This window comes from Sphingobacterium corticibacter, assembly GCF_003076635.1.
GTDB lineage: Bacteria > Bacteroidota > Bacteroidia > Sphingobacteriales > Sphingobacteriaceae > Sphingobacterium > Sphingobacterium corticibacter.
The window spans coordinates 86952-110434 of the sequence record NZ_QDKG01000003.1; the positions used below are offsets into that span (position 1 = coordinate 86952).

The 23483-nt window shown below is 41.2% G+C and carries 22 protein-coding genes; 8 read left to right on the plus strand and 14 right to left on the minus strand.

What is annotated here, in order from left to right; all coding sequences use genetic code 11:
• Positions 1-54: 54 nt before the first annotated feature.
• Positions 55-2919: a ligand-binding sensor domain-containing protein gene (locus tag DC487_RS09180; RefSeq protein ID WP_116775682.1), complete on the minus strand. Its 2865-nt coding sequence runs from the start codon at positions 2917-2919 to the stop codon at positions 55-57.
• Positions 2920-2937: 18 nt separating this feature from the next.
• Positions 2938-4029 (minus strand): DUF695 domain-containing protein, encoded by a 1092-nt coding sequence (locus DC487_RS09185; RefSeq protein ID WP_116775683.1) that lies wholly within the window; start codon positions 4027-4029, stop codon positions 2938-2940.
• A 182-nt stretch (positions 4030-4211) separates the two neighbouring features.
• Here DC487_RS09185 and DC487_RS09190 point away from each other — a divergent pair, with 182 nt between their 5' ends.
• The gene (locus tag DC487_RS09190; RefSeq protein WP_116775684.1) at positions 4212-4742 is read left to right on the plus strand and encodes a DUF962 domain-containing protein; all 531 of its coding nucleotides are present in this window, start codon (positions 4212-4214) and stop codon (positions 4740-4742) included.
• A 1-nt stretch (position 4743) separates the two neighbouring features.
• Here the strand turns inward: DC487_RS09190 and DC487_RS09195 are convergent, their stop codons facing one another.
• Genes DC487_RS09195 through DC487_RS09215 form a run of 5 tightly spaced genes read right to left on the minus strand, consistent with a single transcriptional unit; the run spans position 4744 to position 8460 of the window.
• Entirely contained in the window at positions 4744-5733 is a 990-nt protein-coding gene (locus DC487_RS09195; RefSeq protein WP_116775685.1) for a bifunctional riboflavin kinase/FAD synthetase, read from the minus strand.
• A 47-nt stretch (positions 5734-5780) separates the two neighbouring features.
• Positions 5781-6491 carry a tRNA pseudouridine(55) synthase TruB gene (truB, locus tag DC487_RS09200; RefSeq protein WP_239016353.1) on the minus strand — a complete coding sequence of 237 codons (711 nt, stop codon included), beginning with the start codon at positions 6489-6491 and terminating at the stop codon, positions 5781-5783.
• 3 nt (positions 6492-6494) lie between these two features.
• A complete protein-coding gene (locus DC487_RS09205) occupies positions 6495-7289 on the minus strand; it encodes an undecaprenyl-diphosphate phosphatase (RefSeq protein ID WP_116775686.1) in 795 nt (264 codons plus the stop codon).
• Positions 7289-7549 (minus strand): DUF3098 domain-containing protein, encoded by a 261-nt coding sequence (locus DC487_RS09210; RefSeq protein WP_116775687.1) that lies wholly within the window; start codon positions 7547-7549, stop codon positions 7289-7291. Before DC487_RS09210 ends, DC487_RS09205 begins: the two co-directional genes overlap by 1 nt.
• 32 nt (positions 7550-7581) lie before the next feature.
• Complete coding sequence (locus tag DC487_RS09215) at positions 7582-8460, minus strand: cell division protein FtsX (RefSeq protein WP_116775688.1); 879 nt, start codon at positions 8458-8460, stop codon at positions 7582-7584.
• Positions 8461-8629: 169 nt separating this feature from the next.
• On the opposite strand from DC487_RS09215, the gene DC487_RS09220 reads away from it, so the two are divergent.
• The 3 genes from DC487_RS09220 to DC487_RS09230 all read left to right on the plus strand — a co-directional run bounded on the left by DC487_RS09220 (position 8630) and on the right by DC487_RS09230 (position 12342).
• Positions 8630-11599, plus strand: coding sequence for a leucine--tRNA ligase (locus tag DC487_RS09220; RefSeq protein WP_116775689.1), 2970 nt, complete (start codon positions 8630-8632; stop codon positions 11597-11599).
• A 204-nt stretch (positions 11600-11803) separates the two neighbouring features.
• The gene (locus DC487_RS09225; RefSeq protein ID WP_116775690.1) at positions 11804-12055 is read left to right on the plus strand and encodes a hypothetical protein; all 252 of its coding nucleotides are present in this window, start codon (positions 11804-11806) and stop codon (positions 12053-12055) included.
• A 2-nt stretch (positions 12056-12057) separates the two neighbouring features.
• Positions 12058-12342, plus strand: a complete 285-nt coding sequence (locus DC487_RS09230) for a type II toxin-antitoxin system RelE/ParE family toxin (RefSeq protein WP_116775691.1) — start codon at positions 12058-12060, stop codon at positions 12340-12342.
• A gap of 158 nt (positions 12343-12500) precedes the next feature.
• On the opposite strand, the gene DC487_RS09235 is transcribed toward DC487_RS09230, so the two are convergent.
• Positions 12501-13742, minus strand: a complete 1242-nt coding sequence (locus DC487_RS09235) for an AI-2E family transporter (protein WP_116775692.1) — start codon at positions 13740-13742, stop codon at positions 12501-12503.
• Positions 13700-15613 carry an ABC-F family ATP-binding cassette domain-containing protein gene (locus tag DC487_RS09240; protein WP_116775693.1) on the minus strand — a complete coding sequence of 638 codons (1914 nt, stop codon included), beginning with the start codon at positions 15611-15613 and terminating at the stop codon, positions 13700-13702. The genes DC487_RS09235 and DC487_RS09240 overlap by 43 nt, the downstream gene beginning before the upstream one ends.
• Positions 15614-15664: 51 nt before the next feature.
• Between DC487_RS09240 and DC487_RS09245 the strand changes: the two genes are divergently transcribed.
• The 4 genes from DC487_RS09245 to DC487_RS09260 are packed head-to-tail and all read left to right on the plus strand — an operon-like array spanning position 15665 to position 19782.
• Entirely contained in the window at positions 15665-16693 is a 1029-nt protein-coding gene (locus DC487_RS09245) for a quinone-dependent dihydroorotate dehydrogenase (protein ID WP_116775694.1), read from the plus strand.
• A 10-nt stretch (positions 16694-16703) separates the two neighbouring features.
• A complete protein-coding gene (locus DC487_RS09250; RefSeq protein ID WP_239016354.1) occupies positions 16704-17609 on the plus strand; it encodes a histone deacetylase family protein in 906 nt (301 codons plus the stop codon).
• 28 nt (positions 17610-17637) lie between these two features.
• Positions 17638-18693, plus strand: coding sequence for a nucleoid-associated protein (locus DC487_RS09255; protein ID WP_116775695.1), 1056 nt, complete (start codon positions 17638-17640; stop codon positions 18691-18693).
• Between the two features lie 3 nt (positions 18694-18696).
• Entirely contained in the window at positions 18697-19782 is a 1086-nt protein-coding gene (locus DC487_RS09260) for a DUF3810 domain-containing protein (protein WP_116775696.1), read from the plus strand.
• Position 19783: 1 nt separating this feature from the next.
• On the opposite strand, the gene DC487_RS09265 is transcribed toward DC487_RS09260, so the two are convergent.
• The 5 genes from DC487_RS09265 to DC487_RS09285 all read right to left on the minus strand — a co-directional run bounded on the left by DC487_RS09265 (position 19784) and on the right by DC487_RS09285 (position 23458).
• On the minus strand, positions 19784-21343 hold the full coding sequence (locus tag DC487_RS09265) for a PAS domain-containing sensor histidine kinase (protein ID WP_116775697.1): 1560 nt from the start codon (positions 21341-21343) through the stop codon (positions 19784-19786).
• A 55-nt stretch (positions 21344-21398) separates the two neighbouring features.
• Entirely contained in the window at positions 21399-21620 is a 222-nt protein-coding gene (locus tag DC487_RS09270; protein WP_116775698.1) for a DUF1896 family protein, read from the minus strand.
• 118 nt (positions 21621-21738) lie between these two features.
• Positions 21739-22479, minus strand: coding sequence for a metallophosphoesterase family protein (locus tag DC487_RS09275; protein ID WP_116775699.1), 741 nt, complete (start codon positions 22477-22479; stop codon positions 21739-21741).
• A 1-nt stretch (position 22480) separates the two neighbouring features.
• Positions 22481-23224 (minus strand): nucleotidyltransferase, encoded by a 744-nt coding sequence (locus tag DC487_RS09280; protein WP_116775700.1) that lies wholly within the window; start codon positions 23222-23224, stop codon positions 22481-22483.
• Positions 23225-23239: 15 nt separating this feature from the next.
• On the minus strand, positions 23240-23458 hold the full coding sequence (locus tag DC487_RS09285; RefSeq protein ID WP_116775701.1) for a hypothetical protein: 219 nt from the start codon (positions 23456-23458) through the stop codon (positions 23240-23242).
• Positions 23459-23483 lie beyond the last annotated feature (25 nt).

Here is a 23483-nt window from a genome sequence, read left to right on the forward strand (position 1 = left end):
GCTGTTTGTAGTTTATTTAAAGATTTAATGTGTAGTAATGTTGTAGTGCTGTACCTATATTTCTAGTAGGAATTCGGTCAAATTCTTTTGTGTTTCGAGCTGAAGCTTCTTGCGCAATCGGTATCTGCGAATCTCTACACCGCGCAGACTGATGTTGAGAAGTGAAGCAATTTCCTTGCTGGACATATTGAGCCGCAGGTAAGCACAAAGCTTCAAATCGTTAGGTACTAAATCAGGGTAATCAGCCTTCAACTTCTTGAAAAAGTTGTCGTGCGATTCATTAAAACTGGATTCGAAGAGCTGCCATTCACGTTCATCATTTTTAGCTTCGTCAATGAGCTTATTTACTTTCTTGAGTTGATCGGAACCGAGGGATTTGCCTTCGGCATCTTTAATGTTTGCCACTTCCTCGTGTAAGGTTTTTAGCAATTCATTTTTGTACACCACATTGGTGGCCATATTGGATAATTCACGCTTTTTATTCACTAATTCTTGCTCCAGCTGTTGGTTTTTAAGCTGCATCATTTGCTGCGCATTCAACTCATTTTCTCGTTCAAGAGCATGTTGCTTTTCTTTTTGCAGTTTCAGCTGTAGTTCCCTTTTTGCGCGATGAAGCTTTTTCTTGTACCATTTACGGATCAATATCGTTGCGACGACAAGAAGCACGGCGTAGCAAAAGATAGCGAACCAGCTCCAATACCAAGGTCTAGCAATCTCGAAGGTGAAGGAATTGATGTCAGATATGTTTCCCATAGCATCCATACTTCGTACTTCAAATACATATTTCCCATGCGGAAGATTGGTGAAGTCTTTGTACGCATCTACGCCCCATTCGGAGAATGTTTTGCTAAATCCGATTAAGCGGTGTTGGTATTTTGCTGGACTAGCATCATACCAAGGCACGCTGTATGAAATGCGTATATTGTTTTGACTGTACGAAATAGATTGATCGGTGTCTAGTGGAATTAATTCGGACGTGCTATTCCAAAATCCAGTTAGTAGCGGCGCGCCAATACGGATCTCGTCATTTTTCAGATCGCGCATGTACAAGGCAAAACCATCATTGAGGCCGATAAGATCCATGTTCTCACCAATGCGTAGTAGATTTTCGTAACCACTCATCATTCTTCCGGATAAGGGCCGCCAAGTGGTAGAATCGATCTGTGCTGCGCCATCATTTTGGAAACTGAGCTTGGCTAAATGCGAATCCTTGAAAAACCAAAAACTATTCTTATGATCCGCTTGAATACGATTGGTAGTCGCGAAAGGTCCTAATATTTTGTTTAATTCATCGTAACGCGTAAACTCATTCAGCACATGATCAAAGCGAAAAAGACCGGTATCGGTTGCGAATACATGCTGGCGCCCCATATCGTAGATCCCATAAATCTGGGTATTGGGCGGGATTCCTTTAGTTGTGGAGTTGTGTGCTTTTATGCTCGAAAAATCGTCTGCAAATTGTACAAACTGCAAATTGTCTTCATTACCAACCCAATATCCTGTTTTGCTTTCTCGCATGATATATTTGATCGGTTGCTTAATCAATGGGTATTGCTGCAGGTGTTGCAAAGGCTTGCTGGAACGGTAAAACAAAGAAAGTCCGGTGTAATTTCCCTCTAAGATCAGATCGCTATCGGGAATGGAATTCAACACTAAACTGCCCGTGTAATCCGACAATCGATTAAGTCGATTACCGTCTACTGCAAAAATGCCCGCATTATGACCACAATACAGCACACCATTAATCTCACGCAGATACCAAACTTGTCCATTCGAATTCTGCACAAATTGAAATTGCAGTGGCTTCTCTGAAAAGACACCATCCCATGCACTTTTGAAAAGACCTTGGTTGGTACCAAGATATAGTTCGCCTTGAAAAATAGCCGACGAGTATACCGTACCAAGCATGCCTGTCTGATCGGTATAGTAATAAAATGGTCTATGAAGATCCAGACGGTCAATCCCATTATCTAGTCCGATCCAAAGGTTTGATTGCCGATCCAGTGTTAAACTCAAGATCGTATTATTCTGAAGTCCAGAGTTTTTATTGATTTGTTGTACGATTTCGCCTTGGGAGTTGATGATAATCAATCCATTTTTAATCGTTCCGAATGCATACAAATCTTCGCCTACCTGCAACCCATTGTTGATTTGATGCTGCTCAAATAAGGCTTGCGCATTGGTGCGCCAAGGACGAATACGCTCTTGCTGATCCATTAGATAGAGGCCGTCTCGCTCGGTAGCGATTACCGTTTGATTTTGCGTAAAAGGCAACATACTTAGGATACGCTTTCCGCGTAGTATATCTTTATCGCGAATGGGAATAAGCTTGCCTTGTGCGTAGCGGTGTAAACCAGATGGTATTTGTTCAAAATACAACTGCTTACCGACTGCAAAGGAGAATAAAAATGGTTCTCCAGCAGCGCTGATGATCGATATTTTATCATCTTCTAAAACGTACGCTTTAGAAAAAGACTGAAATAATATCTGCTTGCCGTGTGAAATGATGCGCCAGATCTCGTCGTTCTGCAACCCAGCATCCGCTGGTACCAGCGAAGCTAAGCTCGTATATGATAACCTTCCGAATCCTTTGTCGGTCCAATAACCAAATTCTCCTTTGCCACCGGTGTAAATGCGTCCATCAGGAGTCGCGTTCACGCTGCGCATAGGCATTCCTTTTGTGGATCGATGCAAGTGCCACTCTTGCCCGTCGTAACGCAATAATCCCGCATTATTAGCTGCGTAAATGACGCCCTGCTTGTCGACCGAAAGCCCCCAGTTTTGATTATCTGCCAGATAATCCGCTTTGCTATAATGCGCCACATGCGGTTTAGCAATGCGAGGCAGTTCTTGCGCAGTCAGATATCTCGGAAAGCAGATAGCACTTAAAATGACTATACGATAGATAATGTTCAACATCCGGTAGAATTTTTGCGGCTACAAGTTGTAATGCTTGCGATAACGTTCAAAGGTTTGCCAGTATTTGTCTTTGTAAATGTCGTAGCTTAAAACCATATCGCCGTCTCGTTCATCCAAGAACTCATAAATAATCTTGGAGCAAATTCGAAATTCCTTACTGACGAAATAAATTTCCCGTACGCCGTCTCCCGTTTGTTGGCCAATGTAAAGATAAGTAGATCCATCTTGCAAATTATCGACCAAGGCCTCCTCTAGATTATTCAATGCGATCATAGTTTCTTCATCTGGAATCCCATCGGTATGCGTAGATTGGTACTCCAAAGATATACGGATGATATAAGGGCGAGAAGGTTTGTTTTCCCATTCCAATAATTGCGTGTTCATGTAAGCGACTAGGGGAAATCCACCCTTTATCTCGCCTTTGTATACGGAAAAGCTATCGTTGTCGTCGATGGCGTAGTTGCTTTCGTATTCTTCGACAAATTCTGTTTTTCTCCAAGTCAGAAAATCTTGTAGACTCGTAATGGGAATCAATTCTTGATTGGCAGATTCTCTTCCGATCACTGTCACACTATCAATTAAGGTGATGGATTGTAATTCTCCGAGGTAGTTATCCAGGAAGATGTAAATACCACTGGTGATAATTTCATCGGCACTTTCTTCATATTCATCGTACACGATGGATAGATCAATCTCATCGGGATATATACGGTGTTCATTGGCATAAAAATGCAAATTGTCTTTGGTGAACACATAATGGCCAACTTGTATAGATGCATTTTCAATAGAGGTTGGCGGTTTTAGCGCTGTAAAGACCCAATTCGGCAGTAAGGGTGCCATGGACACAATCTCTTCGGCAAAGACAATGTTCTTAATGTTTCCATCGGGCGTAAGTACGAGCTCGGCTTTCGATCCAAACAAACCCGTTAAGAAAAATATTCCAGGATGTAACTTAGCAAGGCGAGGAGCTAGCAATTTAAAAAAACCATCTTCTACATTTCCCGTTTGCACCGCTTCAAAGAATCGTGCTTCATGCTCAATGAACCATCCCCAAAATTCGCTGATCGCTTCAGGATCTTTGACTACATCTTTTCGAATATCCTGTTTCATGATCAAATTTTAAATAACGTCACCCTCATGAGGCGCTACTAAGCTAAATTACTAAAATCGTAGGAATATTAGGCGTTACAACAGACTATTTATGCCGCAAACGCAGGTTAAGACTAACTCTTATGAGTTTCCGATGATTTTGTATCTTTGCGCCAAGTTTAGAAAGCATAGCAAAAGACCGAATGGCAAACAAGAAAGCAAACCCGAAAGTAACTACACCCAAATTTGATAGACCGGTAGATAGTTATTTCTATGAGATGGATCAAGGATTGCAAGGAAATAAAACAGTATATGCTTTGGGCGTATTCCTCACATTCTTTAGCGTAATGGGTTTGATTTGGATGATTCCGTTCCCACAGTTAGCTTTTTTGGAGCGTATGCAAGCGCAAACCTTTCTAAATTGGGGATCGTTCTTTATTGCAATCGTGATCTATATCTACCTGAAGTTGGCCGCCACGTTGTCATACGCGATGTTATTTACGATCGGAGGGATGAGCTACCTGATCGTACAATTAGAATATGTGGAGCGCGATCACGGTTTGCCCGCGTGGATGGTATTCGTTGCTTTGGCACTGATCAGTATCGTCATGCTTTTTCTGCATTACCAAAAAGAGCAACCGAGCAAAAAACCCGTTTCTTTTTTACGTCTAGTAACCGTTGGCCCTATTTGGCTTTGGTCAAAAGTGTTTCAAAAACTCGGGTGGCGCTATTAGATTAATGACTAGTATGCTGTTCGAAATAAGCGCGAACACTTTCCTCGTCGCGCTGAATCTGAGCTTGCAATTCTTCTAGGCTTTCAAACCACTGATCGTGTCGGATAAAGTGCACAAAACGTACGCGAAGTGTTTTCTTGTACAAATCATCTTTGAAGTCCAATAGATTAACCTCGATTTTGCGACTCATATCATCGATAGTAGGTCTCGTACCAATGTAACACATTCCTTTCGCTACACGCTCCGGTTGTGGTGAGATATATGGACCTGACTCAATAGAAGGCACGCGTGGATAGATTTCTACTTCTACAGCATAGATACCGTATGCAGGAATCAACTTATGACTTTCGTGCACATTGAGGTTTGCTGTCGGAAAACCAATGGTACGACCAATCTGATCTCCTTTCACAACAGTTCCTGTCAACTCAAATGGGTAATCCAAGTATTTATTTGCTGTCGCAATATCTCCTTTAATCAAAGATTCGCGAATGCGTGTAGACGATACGCCCACATCATCAATATCCTGTTTTGGGATTTCACTCACCTGAAAATCAAATATACTGCTGTACTTGGTAAGCTCCTGAATATTTCCGGCGCGATCTTTTCCAAAATGATGATCGTAACCAATAATGATCGATTTGCAACCAATCTTATTCACTAGTACATTAGAAATGTATTCTTCGGGTGTTTGTATAGAGAAATCTCTGGTGAATGGCGTGATAATCAAATGGTCGATACCTGCCAATGCCAAGCGATGCGTTTTTTCTTCGATGTCATTGATGAGCCGAAGGCTATCATCCTCTGGATTAATGATCAATCTTGGATGCGGAAAGAAGGTAAGCAAAACAGTTTCTCCGCCCGTATTACGAGCCGTTTCTACCAATTTGCTCAGTATGCGTTGGTGTCCGACGTGTACACCATCAAACGTACCAATGGTAACCACCGCATTGGGTATTCGTTCGAATTCGTCTAGACTTCTATAGATTTTCACTGTGGAGCTCTTTTAATTAATATGTTACGTCTACGGACGTACTTTAATTATTGTTGTTGCGCTTTAATCGCTTGAATCAAATCTTGCAGATTCCAAGCATCTTGTACGTTGAAATCACCGCTCTTTGTACGGCATAGCGCCGATAAGTGACTTCCATTTTGCAATCGCTGGCCAAAGTCGCTAGCAATAGAACGAATATAGGTGCCTTTAGTGCATTTAATTCTAAAATAAATCTTCGGCAGCTCAATTTTTTCCACCTCAAAACTATGTACCGTGATTTGTCTTGGCTTCAATACTACCGTTTCACCACGACGTGCTTTTTCGTACACGCGTTCGCCATCAATCTTGATAGCAGAATGTGCGGGCGGATATTGATCCTGTTCTCCAACGAATGACGCAGCCGTGCGATATATATCGTCTTCCGAAATAGTACTGATGTCAAATATTTGATCGATATCACTCTCTAAATCAAAGGTTGGAGTTGTAGCTCCTAAAGTAATTGTTCCGGTATATTCTTTATCTTCCGCCTGAAAACGATCAATCTGTTTGGTCATTTTTCCCGTACAGATAATCAATAATCCGGTAGCCAAAGGATCTAAAGTGCCCGCATGACCTACTTTTATTTTAAGCGGTTTCATGGTGTTACGCAACTTACCAACCACATCAAAACTCGTCCATTCGTAAGGCTTATCCACTAGCAAAAGTTGTCCTTCGGCAAAGTGAAACTGCTTTTTCTCCTCCATCATCAACTCCGACATTCCTTATAAAATTTCGAGGCTATAACCACCAGCCATCAAAAGAATGATGATCGTGCCTATCGCAATACGATACCAACCAAAGGCTTTGAAACCATACTTGGTAAGAATTCCTATAAATGTTTTTATGGCAATAATTGCCACAATAAAACCGACCACATTACCAATAATCAATAAATTGATCTCATCCGAGCTAAATGCATGTCCTTCTTTCAAAAACTTGTATAACTTCACAATAGAAGCACCCAACATCATTGGGATGGCCAAGAAAAATGAAAATTCTGCTGCCGCTTTACGCGTCAGCTTTTGTGTCATACCACCTACTATGGTACTCGCTGAACGAGATGTACCCGGAATCAACGCTAGACATTGATAACAACCAATGATAAAGGCTTGTTTGTACGAAATGGCATCCGAATCATCGGTGGTCGGTTTATTAAACCATTTATCTACAAAAAGTAAGATCACACCACCAATCACTAACATCACCGCGACCATAAATGGGCTTTCCAATAAATCATCGATGAAATCACTAAATAATAAGCCAAGAATAGAGGCCGGGATGCCTGCTACAACTAACTTGAAATAGAAATCAAAGGATTTGAAAAAACGTTTCCAATACAACACTAATACCGATAGGATGGTACCTAGCTGAATAATGATCGTGAACAGTTTGACAAATGGGGTAGGTTCGATACCCATGAACGCGGTTGCGATAATCATGTGGCCAGTAGACGAAACGGGTAGAAATTCTGTAAGGCCTTCAATAATGGCCAAGATAATTACTTCTATATAGGTCATTATCCTTCGTTGGATTTAGCGGGTTTTGGTTTATATAAAATAGCTACAAAACCTAGCGCAAAACCTAGAACAACTACGAACGGCGCTATGGTGATTTTTGTAAAACTGTACAAGTCATCGGTACCAATCATTAAGATAAATCCAATAGCTACCACTAAGATGCTCAAAATGAACAACTGATAGTTTTGTTTTTTGAAAACGATAGTAGCTTTGCTCGCAGAGCCCACCTTAGTGGTCGATTGCTTTTTTACTTGAGCCATATTTTAGACGTTTTTTGGTGTTAAAATGTGTATTAACGATACAAACTAGATGATTTTGCTTTTAGATACTTCGTTACCGCAAAGTAGGTGCTTGCACCAGATATCAGGATGCCCAATATCACTACTGCCATAAATATGAAGATGAATTCTAGCCAATCGCGCAAGAAGACCAACTCAGGCACCTGTTGCTGCGCAAAATGCAAGGTCAATAACAAAAGCAAGATCGCGATTAAGGAACCGATCAACCCATGCACAATACCATACAAGATATATGGTTGGCGGATAAAGCCTTTTGTAGCACCAATCAACTGCATGCTTTTTATCAGGAAACGCTGTGAATAAATCGCTAAACGAATCGTGTTATTTATCAATGCTACCGCAATGATTAGCAAAATCACCGCAAATGCGAGCAGGACAATACCGATCACGCGAATATTTTGGTTTACCATATCAATCAGGTTTTCCTGATACACGATTTCATTAATACGACTATTGCGAGAAACTTGCGTTATGAAAGCCTGAATGCTATCATTATTCGCATAATCCTCATTCATATATACATCGATGGAAGGCAATAAAGGATTGTGTCCTAAATATTCGACGAAGTCTTCACCTAAGTCTTCTTTTAAATTTTTAGCGGCTAATTCCTTACTAATATATTCGGTGCGTAATACGTGCTTATTGCGATCCAAATCTTTTTGTAATGCCAACACATCGCCCTCATTGACATTGTCATTTACAATCACATTAAGTACAATGTTTTCCTTGACGTATTTAGATAGGTTTTTAGCGTGGACTAGGATCAATCCTAGCAAGCCTGTCATCAGGAGTACCAATGCAATACTGATAACAGTGGATACATATACCGATTTCGTCTTTTTTCTGGAGGAGCCTTCTTCTATTATTGACATATGTTCTTGCGATCTTATATATACCCTGCGAAAGTAATCATTATTGCCGACTATAGAAATAGGCGTTAACATAAACTAACACTTTTCAAGAGCCATTTTGGGTTTGTTTCGCATTAATCTTTGGAAATCGTTATTTTCGCACTTGTTATAAGATCATTGCATTTATTATATGGAGTACAATCATAAAGTCATTGAAAAGGGATGGCAAACTTTTTGGGCGGAAAACGGCACATTTCGCACGAGCGAATCGACCGATAAGCCAAAGTATTACGTGCTAGACATGTTTCCTTATCCATCAGGAGCAGGGCTGCACGTCGGTCATCCACTTGGATATATCGCCTCCGATATCTTTGCCCGATTCAAAAGATTGAAAGGTTTCAATGTGCTTCATCCGATGGGCTATGATTCTTTTGGTTTGCCAGCAGAGCAATATGCGATCCAGACTGGTCAGCATCCTGCGATCACAACAGAGGTGAATATTGATCGCTATCGCGAGCAATTAGACAATATCGGATTCTCCTTTGATTGGTCGAGAGAAGTCCGCACTTCAGATCCAGCGTATTATAAATGGACGCAGTGGATTTTCATGCAACTATTCCATGCTTGGTACAACAAAGATGCTGATAAAGCAGAATCAATAGATACTTTAGTTGAACGCTTCCAACAAACAGGTAGCGAAGGAATTAATGCTGCTTGTGACGAGGATGTAAAGACGTTTACCGCGCAAGAGTGGGCGGCCTTCATGCCGGAAGAACAATTGCAGGAATTATTGAAATATCGCTTAGCTTACCTGCGTGAAAGCACCGTAAACTGGTGTGCGGCATTGGGTACGGTATTAGCAAATGATGAAGTGATCAATGGTGTTTCGGAACGTGGCGGATATCCTGTCGAGCAGAAAAAAATGATGCAATGGTCCATGCGGATCACGGCTTACGCCGAACGTTTGCTGACGGGACTAGATACCGTGGATTGGCCAGAGCCTTTGGTAGAGATGCAGCGCAACTGGATCGGAAAATCCATTGGAGCGACGGTGCGTTTTCCGCTGCCGCAATTGGATACCAATATTGAAGTATTTACCACGCGCGTAGATACCGTTTACGGCGTTAGTTTTGTGGTTTTAGCACCGGAACATGAATTAGTCAGCGCTTTAACAACGGATGAACAACGCGCTGCTGTAGAAGAATATATCGCGACCACCTCCAAAAAATCGGAATTGGATCGTATGTCGGATGTCAAAGCCGTATCAGGTGTTTTCACAGGCGCGTACGCTAAACATCCGTTGACTGGTCAGGATGTACAGATTTGGATCGCCGATTATGTGTTAGCCGGATATGGTACCGGAGCGGTGATGGCCGTACCGTCGGGTGATCAGCGCGATTACTTATTTGCCAAGCATTTTGATTTACCGATTATCCCGATTTCAGATTCGCAAGACATTAGCGAAGCAGCAGACCCAAATAAAGACGGTCGTTATATTAATTCCGAAATCATCAATGGCTTGACGTATGAACAAGCCGTTCCAGCGGTCATCGATCAGTTGCAAGCTTTAGGATTAGGTAAAGGAAAAATCAATTACCGCATGCGCGACGCGATCTTTGGTCGTCAACGCTATTGGGGCGAGCCAGTTCCGATCTATTTCAAAGATGGTTTACCTTATTTGATCGATAAAGAAGAATTGCCTTTGTTATTGCCAGAAGTAGATAAATATCTGCCAACTGAAACCGGCGAACCACCTTTAGGTCGTGCGCAAGATTGGAAATATCAAGGCAGCAATATGTACGAATTGAGCACCATGCCAGGTTGGGCAGGTTCATCGTGGTATTGGTTCCGCTATATGGATCCAAAAAATCCAAATACATTTGCTTCTCGGGAAGCAGTGGATTACTGGAAGTCAGTGGATTTATATATTGGTGGTTCTGAGCATGCTACAGGGCATTTGCTATACTCACGATTCTGGAACAAATTTTTGAAAGACTGGGGTTGTCAGGGAGAAGAAGAGCCATTCAAAAAGTTGATCAATCAAGGAATGATTCAAGGACGCTCTAACTTTGTGTACCGACTTAATAATTATGCCACCGCTGGTATTGACGAAAAGATTGACAACATATTTATATCGCACAATCTTTTTGTACATTTCAAAACTTTTATGAAAAACCTTCCTCCGGATAGTTCCTTGTTTCTGTACTCGGATGGTATTTATTATAATAGTGAAGTACTAGTTGATGATTTAGTGGGTTTTGGCAAATGTTTAGGTAAGGTTGTATTTGATAAGTATCCTGGATTAGCTAATGTCACTTTGTATCAAAATTCTTTTTCACCTCTTCATGTAGATGTGAACATTGTATCAAACGATATATTGGATCTAGAGAAATTCAAAGCTTTCCGTCCAGATTTTGCTGATGCAGAGTTTATTTTGGAGGATGGCAAATACCATTGTGGACATGAAGTAGAAAAAATGTCTAAATCCAAGTTCAATGTGGTAAACCCAGATGATATCATTGAGCAATACGGTGCAGATACACTACGCTTGTACGAGATGTTCTTAGGCCCATTAGAGCAATCTAAACCTTGGAATACCAATGGTATAGAAGGCGTTTATAAATTCTTGAAGAAACTGTGGCGTCTGTTTCACGATGCGGAAGGTAATTTCCAAATTTCCAACGAAGAGCCGACGAAAGCAGAATACAAGGCTTTGCATAAAATCATTAAAAAGGTTGAAGATGATATCGAAAGATTCTCTTTCAATACCTCGGTATCAGCCTTTATGATTTGTGTAAATGAGTTGACAGACTTAAAATGTAACAAAATCAAAATCCTACAGGATTTGGTGATCGTGCTACAGCCTTATGCTCCACATATTGCTGAAGAATTGTGGTGCTTGATGGGACAGCAAAAAGGAACTATTTCTTATGCGTCATATCCAGTATTCAATCCAGAATATTTGGTGGAATCGGAGTTTGCATACCCAGTTTCTGTTAATGGAAAAACTCGCTTGAATTTGCCATTGGCTTTGGATTTAGACCAGAAAGCAGTGGAGGAGATTGTGTTGGCGAATGAAGATGTACAACGCTATATTGATGGTAAAGCGATTCGTAAGATCATCTTTGTTAAAGGTAAGATTATCAATATTGTAGTGTAAGCTAGTAATAGCTTGTTAGGAATGCGGCGCTGGATTATATCCAGCGCCGTTTTTGCATGTATGATATTTGATATCGCTCAGGATGTAAAATGGTACAGGAGTTCATTTGTATTAATATTTAACTATTTCGTATTAAAAGACAAGGTTATAACAATATTCTATTATGTATAAAATGATTACATTTGAATACATAATGATATCACAATGAATACAACAACTTTGAAAAAATCGACATCTCTGCGTTTAGACAGAGAATTGTATAATTACATCGAAAAGTTAGCAAAGAAGGAAAATAGAAGCGTTAATAATTTTATAGAAACAACTCTTGCTGACGCAACGCATTTCTATGAGCCAAATGAGGAAACTAAAAAAGCTATTGATGAAGCGCGTAAAGAGAGTGCGAATCTCAAAGGATATACGAGTGTGGATGAGCTTTTTGCTGACTTGTCAAAATAAATATGTACACCATATTTCCCTCAACGCGTTTTAAAAAAGACTACAAAAAATTTCTGAAACGCAAAAAGGAATTAGAAGCTATACAGGTCACTATCCAATTATTGTCTCAGAATGGGCACGATGCGCTACCCATTAAGATGCATCCTCATAAACTCATTGGCAACTATAAAGGAGCTTGGGAGTGCCATATATTTCCGGACTTGCTATTGATTTGGCAGCAAGAGGAAGAGCCAATAAATAAGATAATCCTAATTCGAGTTGGTAGTCATTCTGAGCTTTTTAATTGAAATTTAAGGAAGATCGCATTCGCATAGTCTTTTTCAAAATTCCTTTCTTACTCTTTAGCCGTCATCACGCGGAGGTACGACAACGTGATCACAATTGCGAATACAGCCTTCGCGCTTCGGCTTTGCAAGACGGGAAATGTTCCGATGTCAATATTTACTTACTCACTGGTCTCAGGCACTTGCTCCAATATTCCTTTCATATAAATCTCCTGAATCAAGATCATTATTACGACCAAAATTGGTGTCGCAAATAAAATCCCCCAAGCACCGGATATTGCGCCCATCAACAATTGGAAGAACAACACCAAAGCTGGTGGCAAAGCAAGCATTTTCTTACGGACGAAAGGTCCGAAAACGCCGGATTCTAATAATTGTACTAACAGGAATAAACCAATAAGCCATAGTGCCATTTCAGGTCCGTCCATTAGTCCAATCAATGTGGCCGGTATCAATGCTAAGGTCGGACCAATATTTGGAATAAAAGTCAAGGTTCCAGCGATAATTGCTAATATCAACCACAATTCGGCGCCGAGAATCAATGCCCCAATAGCAGTTAGTGTAAATACAAAGACCATTTCCAACATCTGCGCTTTCAACCATACTTTGAGGTCATTTCCCATTTTGCTTAAGATATGATCCGCCTTAGGTTTATAATTATGGGGTACTAATGCAATCACACCATTCTTATACTCTTTAGGAGAAATCATCAGAAATAATCCAAGAAAAATCACCGCATACAAATCCCCAAAGAAACCAAACGTAGACTTAAAAAAGGAACTAGCGTGCTGCATCATTTTATCTCCGCTATCTTCTAGCGAAGGACTTGCATCTTTTACCTTGTCGCCCCAACTTTGATCTTCCAAGTAAGTTTCTACATTCTTTAAAGTCTTTGGGATTCCTTCTTTAAACTGTTCGTATTGTTGCGCCATCGTATTTCCGATCAGATAAGTAACTCCCGAAATGAAACCAAAAACGATAAAAAAAGACAGCGTAAGCGTGATGCCTTTATGCCAACTTGTCCAAGAGTGAATACGATTAGAAATTCCTTGAAAGAAAATGGATAATAGGAGACCCCCGAACAATAGAAGTAATATGCTAAACGTTTTTACGAACAGCGAGGCAAACAGTACAAACAATAAAACGACAAAGGATATCAGCGAAGTTTTACGCATGATGGCTTTTTTTTCCGATTTTTCCATAATACCCGTACAACAACGGACTTTGGAAAACGTTTTGCCTTTTACGTAGCAAGAAACTATTTGGATTGATCTGTACTCAAATAGAAAAAGACCGCGTGAAACGCGGTCTCCAAAATTTCCGAATAGGACTACTTGATAATCAGCAGTAAGGGGTGTGATTACCCTTCCAATTCCATGATTTCTTCGGCCAATTGCTCCCATCTTGTTTGCAATTGCTCCCAAGCTGCTTTAGAAGAATTGTATTCTCGAGTAGCTGTTTTTAGCTTTTCGGCATCTGAAAAGACTTCTTCCGTAGCTAATACCGCTTCCAATTGATTGACCTCTTTTTCTGAAGTGGCGATTTGTGCTTCCAGCTGCGCCAGTTCTTTATTTTTCTTTTGTAGCTGCGCTTTAGAATCGTCCGTAAGCACGGGTTTTGCTTTTTTCTCTGCTTTTGGTTTTTCTTCTTTTTTCTCCGCTGGAGCAGGTTTTGTCACGCGCTTGCTACTCCAAGCTTCGTACTCTTCGTAGGTTCCTGGATATTCTTTGATGTCTTTTTCTTCGATGTACCAAATTTTGTTGGCTACATGATCCAGGAAATAACGATCGTGAGAAACTACGATCAAGGTGCCTTCGTATTGCTGCAAAGCCTGAATCAAGATATTCACCGAAGCCATATCCAAGTGGTTGGTAGGCTCATCGAGCACCAAGAAGTTCGCATCTGCGGTCAATGCCTTTGCTAACGCCACGCGAGATTTCTCACCTCCAGACAAAACCTTGATTTTCTTGAACACATCATCTCCGGTAAATAAGAAACAGCCCAAAATAGAGCGTATTTCCGTTTCTGTATGCTTAGGAGCGAAGTTTTGCAGCTCTTGTAAAATAGAATTTTCCAAATGCAAGGCTTCCAACTGATGCTGTGCAAAGAACGTTTGCGACACGTTATGTCCTTTCGTAGTCGTACCGGCGAATTCCGAATCATCGTCCGCCACAATGCGCAGCAAGGTCGACTTACCTTTACCATTGGCACCAATTAAAGCGATTTTATCACCCTTTTCGATTAATCCATCGGCATTTCGCAGGATTTCAATATTTGGATAACTTTTTGAAATGTTTTCTAAGGTCACTACGTGGCGACCAGAAGGTTTGGAAAACTTAAAGCTGAAGTTTACTTCTGGATTATCGTCATCCACGTCCGAAATCTTTTCCATCCGATCCAACGCTTTTATACGCGATTGTACCATCTTGGCTTTCGATGCTTTCGAACGGAAACGCTCAATCAATTTTTCTTCTTGCTTAATCTTCGCTTGTTGATTTTTAAACTGATTGCCTTGTAATTCTTCGCGAAGCGCTTTCTCCTCCAGATAGAAAGAATAGTTACCAGCATACAAGGTCAGCTTACCTTTGCGAGATTCTACCGTCTTGTTGATGATCTTATCTAAGAAATACCGATCGTGCGAAACGATGATAATTGCACCCTCAAATGATCCCAAATAATTCTCCAACCATTTGATGGAAGGTAAGTCCATGTGGTTGGTTGGCTCATCTAATAGCAAAATGTCGGGAGTTTGCAGTAAAATACGCGCTAACATCACGCGCATCCGCCAACCTCCAGAGAAGGTGGCCAAAGGGCGTTTTTGCTCTTCTTCGGAGAAGCCCAAACCCGCCAAAATCTCGTTTGCACGAAACTCGATGTTGTAACCGTCTAGCGCTTCAAACTCCATTTGCTTGTCGCTCAATTTGTTCAGAATATCATCCGAATAGTCGGTTTCCAATTTCTGGAGCAAATTTTCTATTTCTTCGTGCAACTGATTTTGGCGTTCAAACGCTTCCATTGCCACTTGCACAATATTCTTTTCGGAATGGTAAGACAGCAAGTCCTGATTCAGGTAGCCGATCTTCAGATCTTTGGCCATGGAGACCGTGCCCGATGTGGGCGTGTATTCACCTACGATAATCTTTAGTAAAGTAGATTTTCCTGTTCCATTAGCGCCAATAAGCCCTACTTTGTCGCCCGGTTTGATGTGCCAGTTGGCATCATCGTACAAAGCCCGAGAGCCTATTTCAAAAGTTAAATTATTAATCGAGATCATTTCCGCAAAAGTAGTGAATATTTCTGCTTCTTTGGCTAAATTTGCCGTACTATGTATAAACTTGTCAAACCATTCTTTTTTAAAATGGATCCTGAGTCGGCACATCATTTGGTGACCGGCGGATTGACCAAAGTGTCCAAAATCTGGGGTTCAAAAGCAGTATTAAAAGCTTCGTATACGGTAGAAGATCCTCGCTTGGAACGCGAAGTGTTTGGTTTGAAATTCAAAAATCCAGTGGGCCTTGCTGCAGGTTTTGACAAGAATGGATCGTACATAGAAGAAATGGCTTCTTTCGGTTTTGGATTTATCGAGATCGGAACCGTAACGCCAAAGCCACAACCGGGTAATGATAAGCCGCGGATGTTTCGCCTGATTCCAGATGCCGCGCTTATCAATCGCATGGGTTTTAACAATCAAGGTGCTGATGTGGCGGCAGGTCGTTTAAAACATCTTAAAAATAAAGGCAACTTAATTATTGGTGGTAATATTGGTAAGAATAAGCTGACGCCAAACGAGCAAGCAGTCGATGATTATCTGTACTGTTTCCACGCCTTATATAGTTATGTCGATTATTTTGTTGTGAATGTGAGTTCGCCCAATACGCCCGGGTTAAGAGAATTGCAAGAGAAAGAACCGCTGATGCATATCTTAAACACCTTGCAAGCGGCCAACTTGCAAAAAGATTCGGCGAAGCCGATCTTATTGAAAATAGCACCCGACTTGACCGATAGCCAGTTGGATGATATCGTCGAGATCGTACAAGAGACAAAGATTGCCGGCGTGATTGCGACTAATACGACTATTTCACGAGACGGACTAAAAAGTGATTCGCGATTGGTGCAGGAATTAGGAGGTGTGAGCGGAAAACCATTGACCAAACGTTCCACAGAAGTGATTCGCTATTTGGTTCAAAAATCTAACGGAGCATTTCCAGTAATTGGTGTCGGTGGTATACATTCTGCTGCAGATGCGCAAGAAAAATTAGAAGCTGGTGCCGCCTTAATTCAATTGTATACGGGTTTCATTTACGAAGGTCCGGGCTTGGTCAGCAAAATCTGCAAAGCGTTACTCAAAAAGTAATTCATTCGCTGTGCTCAAAATCGCCTATCATCCAGCTTATGTACATCCTGTGCCCGACAATCATCGGTTTCCGATGGCCAAGTACGAATTGATACCAGCGCAATTGCTGCACGAAGGATTGGCTACTAAAGAGAATTTCTTTGAACCAATATTAGCAGATCGCGCCACGATTTGCCTAGCGCACGATTCCGAATATGTCGATCATTTGCTCGATCTTACCTTGGATGCCAAAATGGTGCGCCGCATTGGCTTTGCGTTATCCGAATCTTTGATTATTCGCGAGCGATTGTTGGTCGATGGTACGATCAAAGCCTGTCATTATGCACTAAAATATGGCGTGGCTTTCAACGCCGCTGGAGGTACGCATCATGCTGGGCGTGATTTCGGGGAAGGATTTTGTTTGCTCAATGATCAGGCGGTTGCCGCGGCGTATCTACTAGATCAGAAGCTTGCGAATCGAATCTTGATCGTAGATCTGGATGTGCATCAAGGAAATGGCACAGCACATATCTTTCGGGATCATCCCGATATTTTTACCTTTTCGATACACGGAGAGAAGAATTATCCTTTCGTAAAAGAACAGTCGCACCGCGATGTAGGATTGAACGATGGCATTGGCGACGCGGATTATCTAGCGAAACTGCTGGAGACATTGCAGCCCGTATTTGAGCAGGTAAAACCTGATTTTGTGTTCTACCAAGCTGGCGTCGATGTGTTGGCGACCGATAAGCTGGGCAAATTGGGATTGACGGCGGAAGGTTGTCGACAGCGTGATGAAATCGTATTTGATTTGTGCCGCAAATTTCAAGCTCCTGTACAAGTCAGCATGGGCGGCGGATATTCCGAAGTTTTGCGCCATATTGTGGATGCTCATGTGAGCACGTACCGCACGGCGATTGACCTGTACAATTTATAATTATAGTATTATTTAAATTTCAATAAGCATGTTTTTTCATCAGGACGCTACGTTCGAATCCTTATCTATACATCGCGTGGGCAACAAAGCTCGCGACGAATATTACGCCTTGTCCGAGCAGCCGATTGACCTGAGTCAAGACGAGGTGTTACCCGATTTGCTGATGCAATATTTTATGAAGCCTTTTGCGAAAGTGAAAGAAGTATATCGATTCTTTCACCCGAACGAAGATTTGCAACTCAATGAAGTATATCATTTTGCGCATGCATTTTTTGAGGGGAAAATGCCTTTTCATGAGTTTTCGGAGCAAGTAACCAAGCATTTATACGAAGTATCATCGCACCCGAATATTAAACCGGGCGAATTGTATGTGGTAGCGCTCAAAAATATACAAATGGAAGGTGAGGAGGGATCTGCTGTTGGTATCTTCAAATCAGAAAACAAGGAAACTTATCTGAAAGTATATCCGGATCAGGGGGGATTTGGGCTGGAGTACGAACAGGAAGCCATCAACATTAATAAGCTGGATAAAGGTGTGGTGATCGTGAAAGCGGATGCCGAGGAAGGATACAAAGTATTGGTAACGGATCAAACCAATGGCTCGGATGCCGTGTATTGGAAGGATGATTTCTTGCAATTGCGCGTACGCGACGACAACTACCAGCAGACTGGTAATTTCCTCAAGGTGTACAAAAACTTTGTCAACGAAAAGATTGATGAAGTGTTTGAAATGGATAAAGCGGAGAAAGTGGACTTACTCAACCGTTCGATGAACTACTTCAAAGCACACGAAACTTTTGAAGAAGAAGAATTCTCGGGTGAGGTTTTGGGCAATGCACAAGCGATTTCGTTGTTTAAGGAATACCGGGAGCAAGTTAGCGAAGAATTGGATATGCCATTCCAGACGAATTTTGATATCGCAGCAGGAGCTGTTAAAAAAATGTCTTCTGATTATAAATCAGTTGTGAAATTGGATAAAAATTTTCATATTTATATCCACGGTAAGCGAGATTACATCGAGCGGGGATATGATGAGGATCGCGGGATGAATTACTATAAATTGTATTTCGATAACGAACAATAGCTTATGCGGTCAGCAGGATCAAAAAACAGGCTCTATTTTTGGATAATAGGAGTTTGTGTCGTATTGGGCATCATCGGATATGTATTCGTGCAAGATCCTGCTCGGGTAGAATGGCTTTACTCTAGAAACCTTTATCCGCTGTACAGCTATTTGCCTACGATCCTGTTTAGCTGGCTTCCATTCAGTCTAGGTGATCTTTTCTATGGGTTTGCAGTGATCGGGTTGTTGCTGCTGTTCGTCAGAGGAATTAGATTTTTGATTCTCAAAAAATGGGAGCAAGCTGGCCGGTCAGGGCTACAGTTTGTTTGCACGATTTTATTGCTGCATCACATCTTTTATATGAGTTGGGGACTCAACTATTACCGGCAACCATTGGCGATGAACTATGCGTTGGATGTAGCAAATATCAGCACTGAAGATTATGAAATAGTATTAGATAGTCTGATTCGGCGAGCTAATGTTTTGCGGCAGCAAGTAGATGTCCAATTGATCGCCAATTCGCGTAACATGCAGCCGTTGGAGCATGTGATGTTGGCAGATACGACTTTTAACACTATATTAAGTAAGAAGCATATTAGCGCAAAGCATCCTGTATCTAGCACATTAGCTTCCTATTTTACGGTAAATGGTTATTTCAATCCCTTTACGCACGAAGTACAGGTGAATGCATTGATTCCTTGGCCAAGTTTTCCATTCACGGTAGCGCATGAATTGTCGCATCAAATGGGGATTGGTTTTGAAGATGAGTGTAATTTTATTGCATACCAAGTGCTGTCCGAACATCCGAATCCGTGGTATGCTTATAGTGCACATTATGCGGCCGTTCAATCTTTGCTCGGAGCTATGCGCTATGCAAAGCCGCAACTGTTTAATACCTATTTTAGGAAGTTGGATCCCGCAATTGTGCGCGATTTGCAATCAGAACAAGATTTTTGGTCTAATTATAGCGGTCCAGTTAATTACATTTCTGGAATAATATATAACCACTATTTGCAACACAACAATCAGCCTGAAGGTACCCAACGCTATAGCATGATGAATCGCTTGATCGTGGCTTGGTACAAGAAAGAGAATATAGCCAAACGCTAAATTATGCGGTTGAATTTTCTTCTGTATTGATAGGAAGTGTGAAGCTAAATGTAGAGCCTTTGTCCACTTCACTATCTACCCACAAGGTACCGCCATGCTTTTCTATAATCTGCTCGCAGATATATAATCCTATTCCCATGCCTGGAAAATGCTGCTGAATATGGCGAGCGCGATAGAAACGCTCAAATATCTTTTTCTGATCATTTAGACTAATACCCATTCCAAAATCTTGAACGGAGAACTTGATGTATTTGCTGATTACGGACAGAGAAACTTCTATTTTTCGAGCTTTGGGCGAATATTTTACTGCGTTAGCAAGAAGGTTTTTAACGACTTGGCTGAGCTGCGCTTCATCACCCACGTAAGATCCTTCAATACCACCAGAAAATATAATTTCATGGCTATCCGTTGTTCGACTCATGGATTCGACAGCTTCCTCCACCATATTATTGAAGTCAAATGCCTCGCGATGCACTTCCAAATTGCCCGATTGTATTTTAGATACGTCCAATAACTCTGCAATTAATCTATTCAGTCTATCCAATTGGACATTCGCTTTGTCCATTATATCGATGATTTTGGCATCAGAGTCTTTCGGTAGCAAACGCGTCGCGTATTGTAAATATCCTTTCACAGTGGTAAGTGGTGTTTTCAGTTCATGACTTGCCACGGCCAAAAAATCATCTTTACGCAATTCAATGGCGCGCCGATCTGTAATATCTTCAATAGCTAATAGGATACGATCTTTGTAAGTACCTTCCAATTCTATACGATGCGCGTTAAGCAACATCAGTTTTTGACCGATATGTGGAAAGTTGTGTTCCACTTCAAAGTCAAGCACTGGATTATTTGTGGGAAGAATCTTTTCCAGCAATTCTCGCAAAGCATCAATGTTCCATTGACCATTTCCCAAATCATACAATTTCTTATTGATTGTTTCAGACCGATTAACTTTAAAAGTGCGCATGAATTCCTCATTGGCTGTAAGTACCTTTAAATCAGAATCCAACACTAGCAAGCTTTCACGCACCGTCTCCACGATGCTTTTAAGATATTCCTCACTCAATCGCAAACTCGCAGTGCGTTCATTTATTTTCTGCTCCATGAGCTCACGCTGCAGGTGTAGCTCTTGTTCGGCCTTTTTGCGATCAGTTACGTCATTTTGAACTCCAATAAAATGAGATACCTTTCCAGCATCATCCACAATAGGAGAGATATACAATTCGTTCCAAAACAATTCGCCAGCTTTTGTATAGTTCCTAATCTCCACGTTTGCATGTTTCCCTTCTTTTACGGCATCGCGCAGTTTTTTTCGCATCTCCTGTTCTCGATCATCTCTTTGCAGAAATCGACAATTATGACCGATAATCTCTTTGCGATCATAACCGCTGATGCGTTCAAATGATTTATTGCAATATACAATAGGGTTGTCTGGCAAGTTATTGTCTGTAATAATAATACCAGAAACACTTGCGTCTAGTGCGGCATGAAAAAGAGGACTAATATCTTTGGTGCTCCAATCTGGCGTAACTGTCTGTGATGGTTCACGTTCTTCTTTCATATAGCAGTTATCTATGAGGATAGTCGCAGATAATTACTAATTGATGTTTTAGTAATTATCTGTCCAATCCGTCGAGTAATATAGAGGTTGCGATTTGTTCGCAATAATCTTCCGGATTTCCAGCTGTCAATGCGCCTAGGTAGGCGTTTGTTGCCCATCGAGATCTTTTTGTAATAATATCATTATGAATGAACTTCTCTCGCAACTTCCCCGACAATGTTCTTTTCAATTTTTTTTCAAATCGAACAAAGTGCTCATTAAAAATCATATCGTTCATGTACGTGTATCGTTTTCTTTTAGCCAGTATTTACAACTTTAAGGCCAAAATATTCCAGAAATTAGCTCGGAATTATAATTTATTTCGATTACGCATTTATAACGAGAGATATAGGTATCTATACTTTTAACATATAATAACACTTATCTGATTTCGACTTTCGCAAGACAGGCATCGCGACATTAAATACGGGAATTCCTTCTTTGGTTTTTCCCTCAAGAGTACCCGCGTGTGCATGTCCATGAAACGCGGCGAACACATTGCCACGGTTAATCGGCTCGGCCAAGCGAGAGGATCCTAAAAATGGAAATAACACTTCGGGCTCACCAACTACTGTTTCTTGGATCGGTGCATAGTGCAATAAGGCAATCTTTGGTATCTCTGGGTGCTCCTGATCTAAGCGAGTTAAAGCCCGTTCGAGTTGTAAAGATTCGTTTACCACTTCATGTACGAAAGATTTCATCATATCTTCCCCAAATATTGAAAGCATGTATTGATCAAAACCACCACCAAAACCTTTCACACCTGCAAAACCGATATCGGCTAATACCGTAGATTCACCGTCAAGTATGGTCATTTTGTTTTCCATCAGGATTTGTTTTATAATCTTTTGCCTTCCTTTCTCATAATCGTGATTGCCTAAGACACCTACTACCGGGATCTGCAAAGCCCGAAGATCTTCTGCTAAAATTGCAGCTTCATCCTCGTCGCCTGTATCGGTGAGATCACCACAAATAACCAATACATCCGCCTCGTGAGATACTTCTTCAAAGATCGTTTTCATCTTTCCGCGATCGTTCATCTTAATATGTATATCCGCCATCGCGGCTACTCTTTTTGCTGTACGTTTTGCGTTCATACTATATTGTCGTAATGGTATATGATTTATAATTCCATTCTTTAATATCTACCTGGTATTGCGTCTGATCAATTAGCGGTCCGCGGCAGACCTTTTCTACCGGTGCCGGAAGATCATACTGTTCTTGCGCGCGTGCGATTAATTCATCAAACAACCATTTTGGTATGATGGAGCGATAATCTGCGGGATATACGAATTGAAAGGTGAGCAATTGTGCCAATAAAATATGCCAATGCCGATCCATTCGCGACAACAAATGCTTCCAATCAACATGTTGACCATAGCGCAATAGGATATGATTCACATCAGCGCTATCATTACGTTCCCGATTTTGTACATACAGTTTGCACCAGATCAGTTCCTCTACAGGAATAAATTTGACGGGCAGTTCAGCGAACTCACCTTCGCTCGCCCGTTCGTACCAGCCATCATCTACCGTGCAAATGTTGTTGACAGTATCAAATATGATGTCAATGAAATATTCACCATGAAATACCTTGGCTAACCAACGTACATCGGTCAGCTCCGTGCGGTATCCTTTTTCGGCAAAAGCTTTTAAAATTTTGGGATACTCGCTGCTTTTACAAAAGATATCCAAGTCTTTTGTATCTCTAAAGATGCCTGTATATTGAAACATCGCGAATGCTCCGCCCAACATAAACTGACAGTCATTGTCGTAAATTAATTGCAAGGCATCCTTGTAGAAGGCCTGAGATTCTAATTTTTGTTTTTCTGTCTCTATCATATTTCTGATCCTTCATTATACGGCTAAAAAATCTTCTAAAACGCGCTCGTCTTCGCCCGGAAATCCCCGATCGGGAATCTCCGGCATATGGATAGTTGGATCGCCTTCCTCCAGTGGAGTAGGATGATCGCGCTCGTTAGGATCTGGTACATCTTCGTGATCTGGTATCGCGTTAGCATAACCATTTTTGATATATACGTTAACCTGTAAAGAGGTCGGATTAAGTTTGTTCATAGATGTGTATTAAATAGGTTTTATA

Coding starts and splice junctions, on each gene's coding strand:
- DC487_RS09245 (WP_116775694.1), top strand. CDS start 15,665: ATGTATAAACTTGTCAAACCATTCTTTTTTAAAATGGATCCTGAGTCG.
- DC487_RS09275 (WP_116775699.1), bottom strand. CDS start 22,479: ATGAACGCAAAACGTACAGCAAAAAGAGTAGCCGCGATGGCGGATATA.
- DC487_RS09270 (WP_116775698.1), bottom strand. CDS start 21,620: ATGAACGATATGATTTTTAATGAGCACTTTGTTCGATTTGAAAAAAAA.
- DC487_RS09210 (WP_116775687.1), bottom strand. CDS start 7,549: ATGGCTCAAGTAAAAAAGCAATCGACCACTAAGGTGGGCTCTGCGAGC.
- DC487_RS09215 (WP_116775688.1), bottom strand. CDS start 8,460: ATGTCAATAATAGAAGAAGGCTCCTCCAGAAAAAAGACGAAATCGGTA.
- DC487_RS09225 (WP_116775690.1), top strand. CDS start 11,804: ATGAATACAACAACTTTGAAAAAATCGACATCTCTGCGTTTAGACAGA.
- DC487_RS09235 (WP_116775692.1), bottom strand. CDS start 13,742: ATGGGAGCAATTGGCCGAAGAAATCATGGAATTGGAAGGGTAATCACA.
- DC487_RS09280 (WP_116775700.1), bottom strand. CDS start 23,224: ATGATAGAGACAGAAAAACAAAAATTAGAATCTCAGGCCTTCTACAAG.
- DC487_RS09230 (WP_116775691.1), top strand. CDS start 12,058: ATGTACACCATATTTCCCTCAACGCGTTTTAAAAAAGACTACAAAAAA.
- DC487_RS09180 (WP_116775682.1), bottom strand. CDS start 2,919: ATGTTGAACATTATCTATCGTATAGTCATTTTAAGTGCTATCTGCTTT.
- DC487_RS09260 (WP_116775696.1), top strand. CDS start 18,697: ATGCGGTCAGCAGGATCAAAAAACAGGCTCTATTTTTGGATAATAGGA.
- DC487_RS09265 (WP_116775697.1), bottom strand. CDS start 21,343: ATGAAAGAAGAACGTGAACCATCACAGACAGTTACGCCAGATTGGAGC.
- DC487_RS09240 (WP_116775693.1), bottom strand. CDS start 15,613: ATGATCTCGATTAATAATTTAACTTTTGAAATAGGCTCTCGGGCTTTG.
- truB (WP_239016353.1), bottom strand. CDS start 6,491: ATGTCGGAGTTGATGATGGAGGAGAAAAAGCAGTTTCACTTTGCCGAA.
- DC487_RS09185 (WP_116775683.1), bottom strand. CDS start 4,029: ATGAAACAGGATATTCGAAAAGATGTAGTCAAAGATCCTGAAGCGATC.
- DC487_RS09255 (WP_116775695.1), top strand. CDS start 17,638: ATGTTTTTTCATCAGGACGCTACGTTCGAATCCTTATCTATACATCGC.
- DC487_RS09285 (WP_116775701.1), bottom strand. CDS start 23,458: ATGAACAAACTTAATCCGACCTCTTTACAGGTTAACGTATATATCAAA.
- DC487_RS09205 (WP_116775686.1), bottom strand. CDS start 7,289: ATGACCTATATAGAAGTAATTATCTTGGCCATTATTGAAGGCCTTACA.
- DC487_RS09190 (WP_116775684.1), top strand. CDS start 4,212: ATGGCAAACAAGAAAGCAAACCCGAAAGTAACTACACCCAAATTTGAT.
- DC487_RS09220 (WP_116775689.1), top strand. CDS start 8,630: ATGGAGTACAATCATAAAGTCATTGAAAAGGGATGGCAAACTTTTTGG.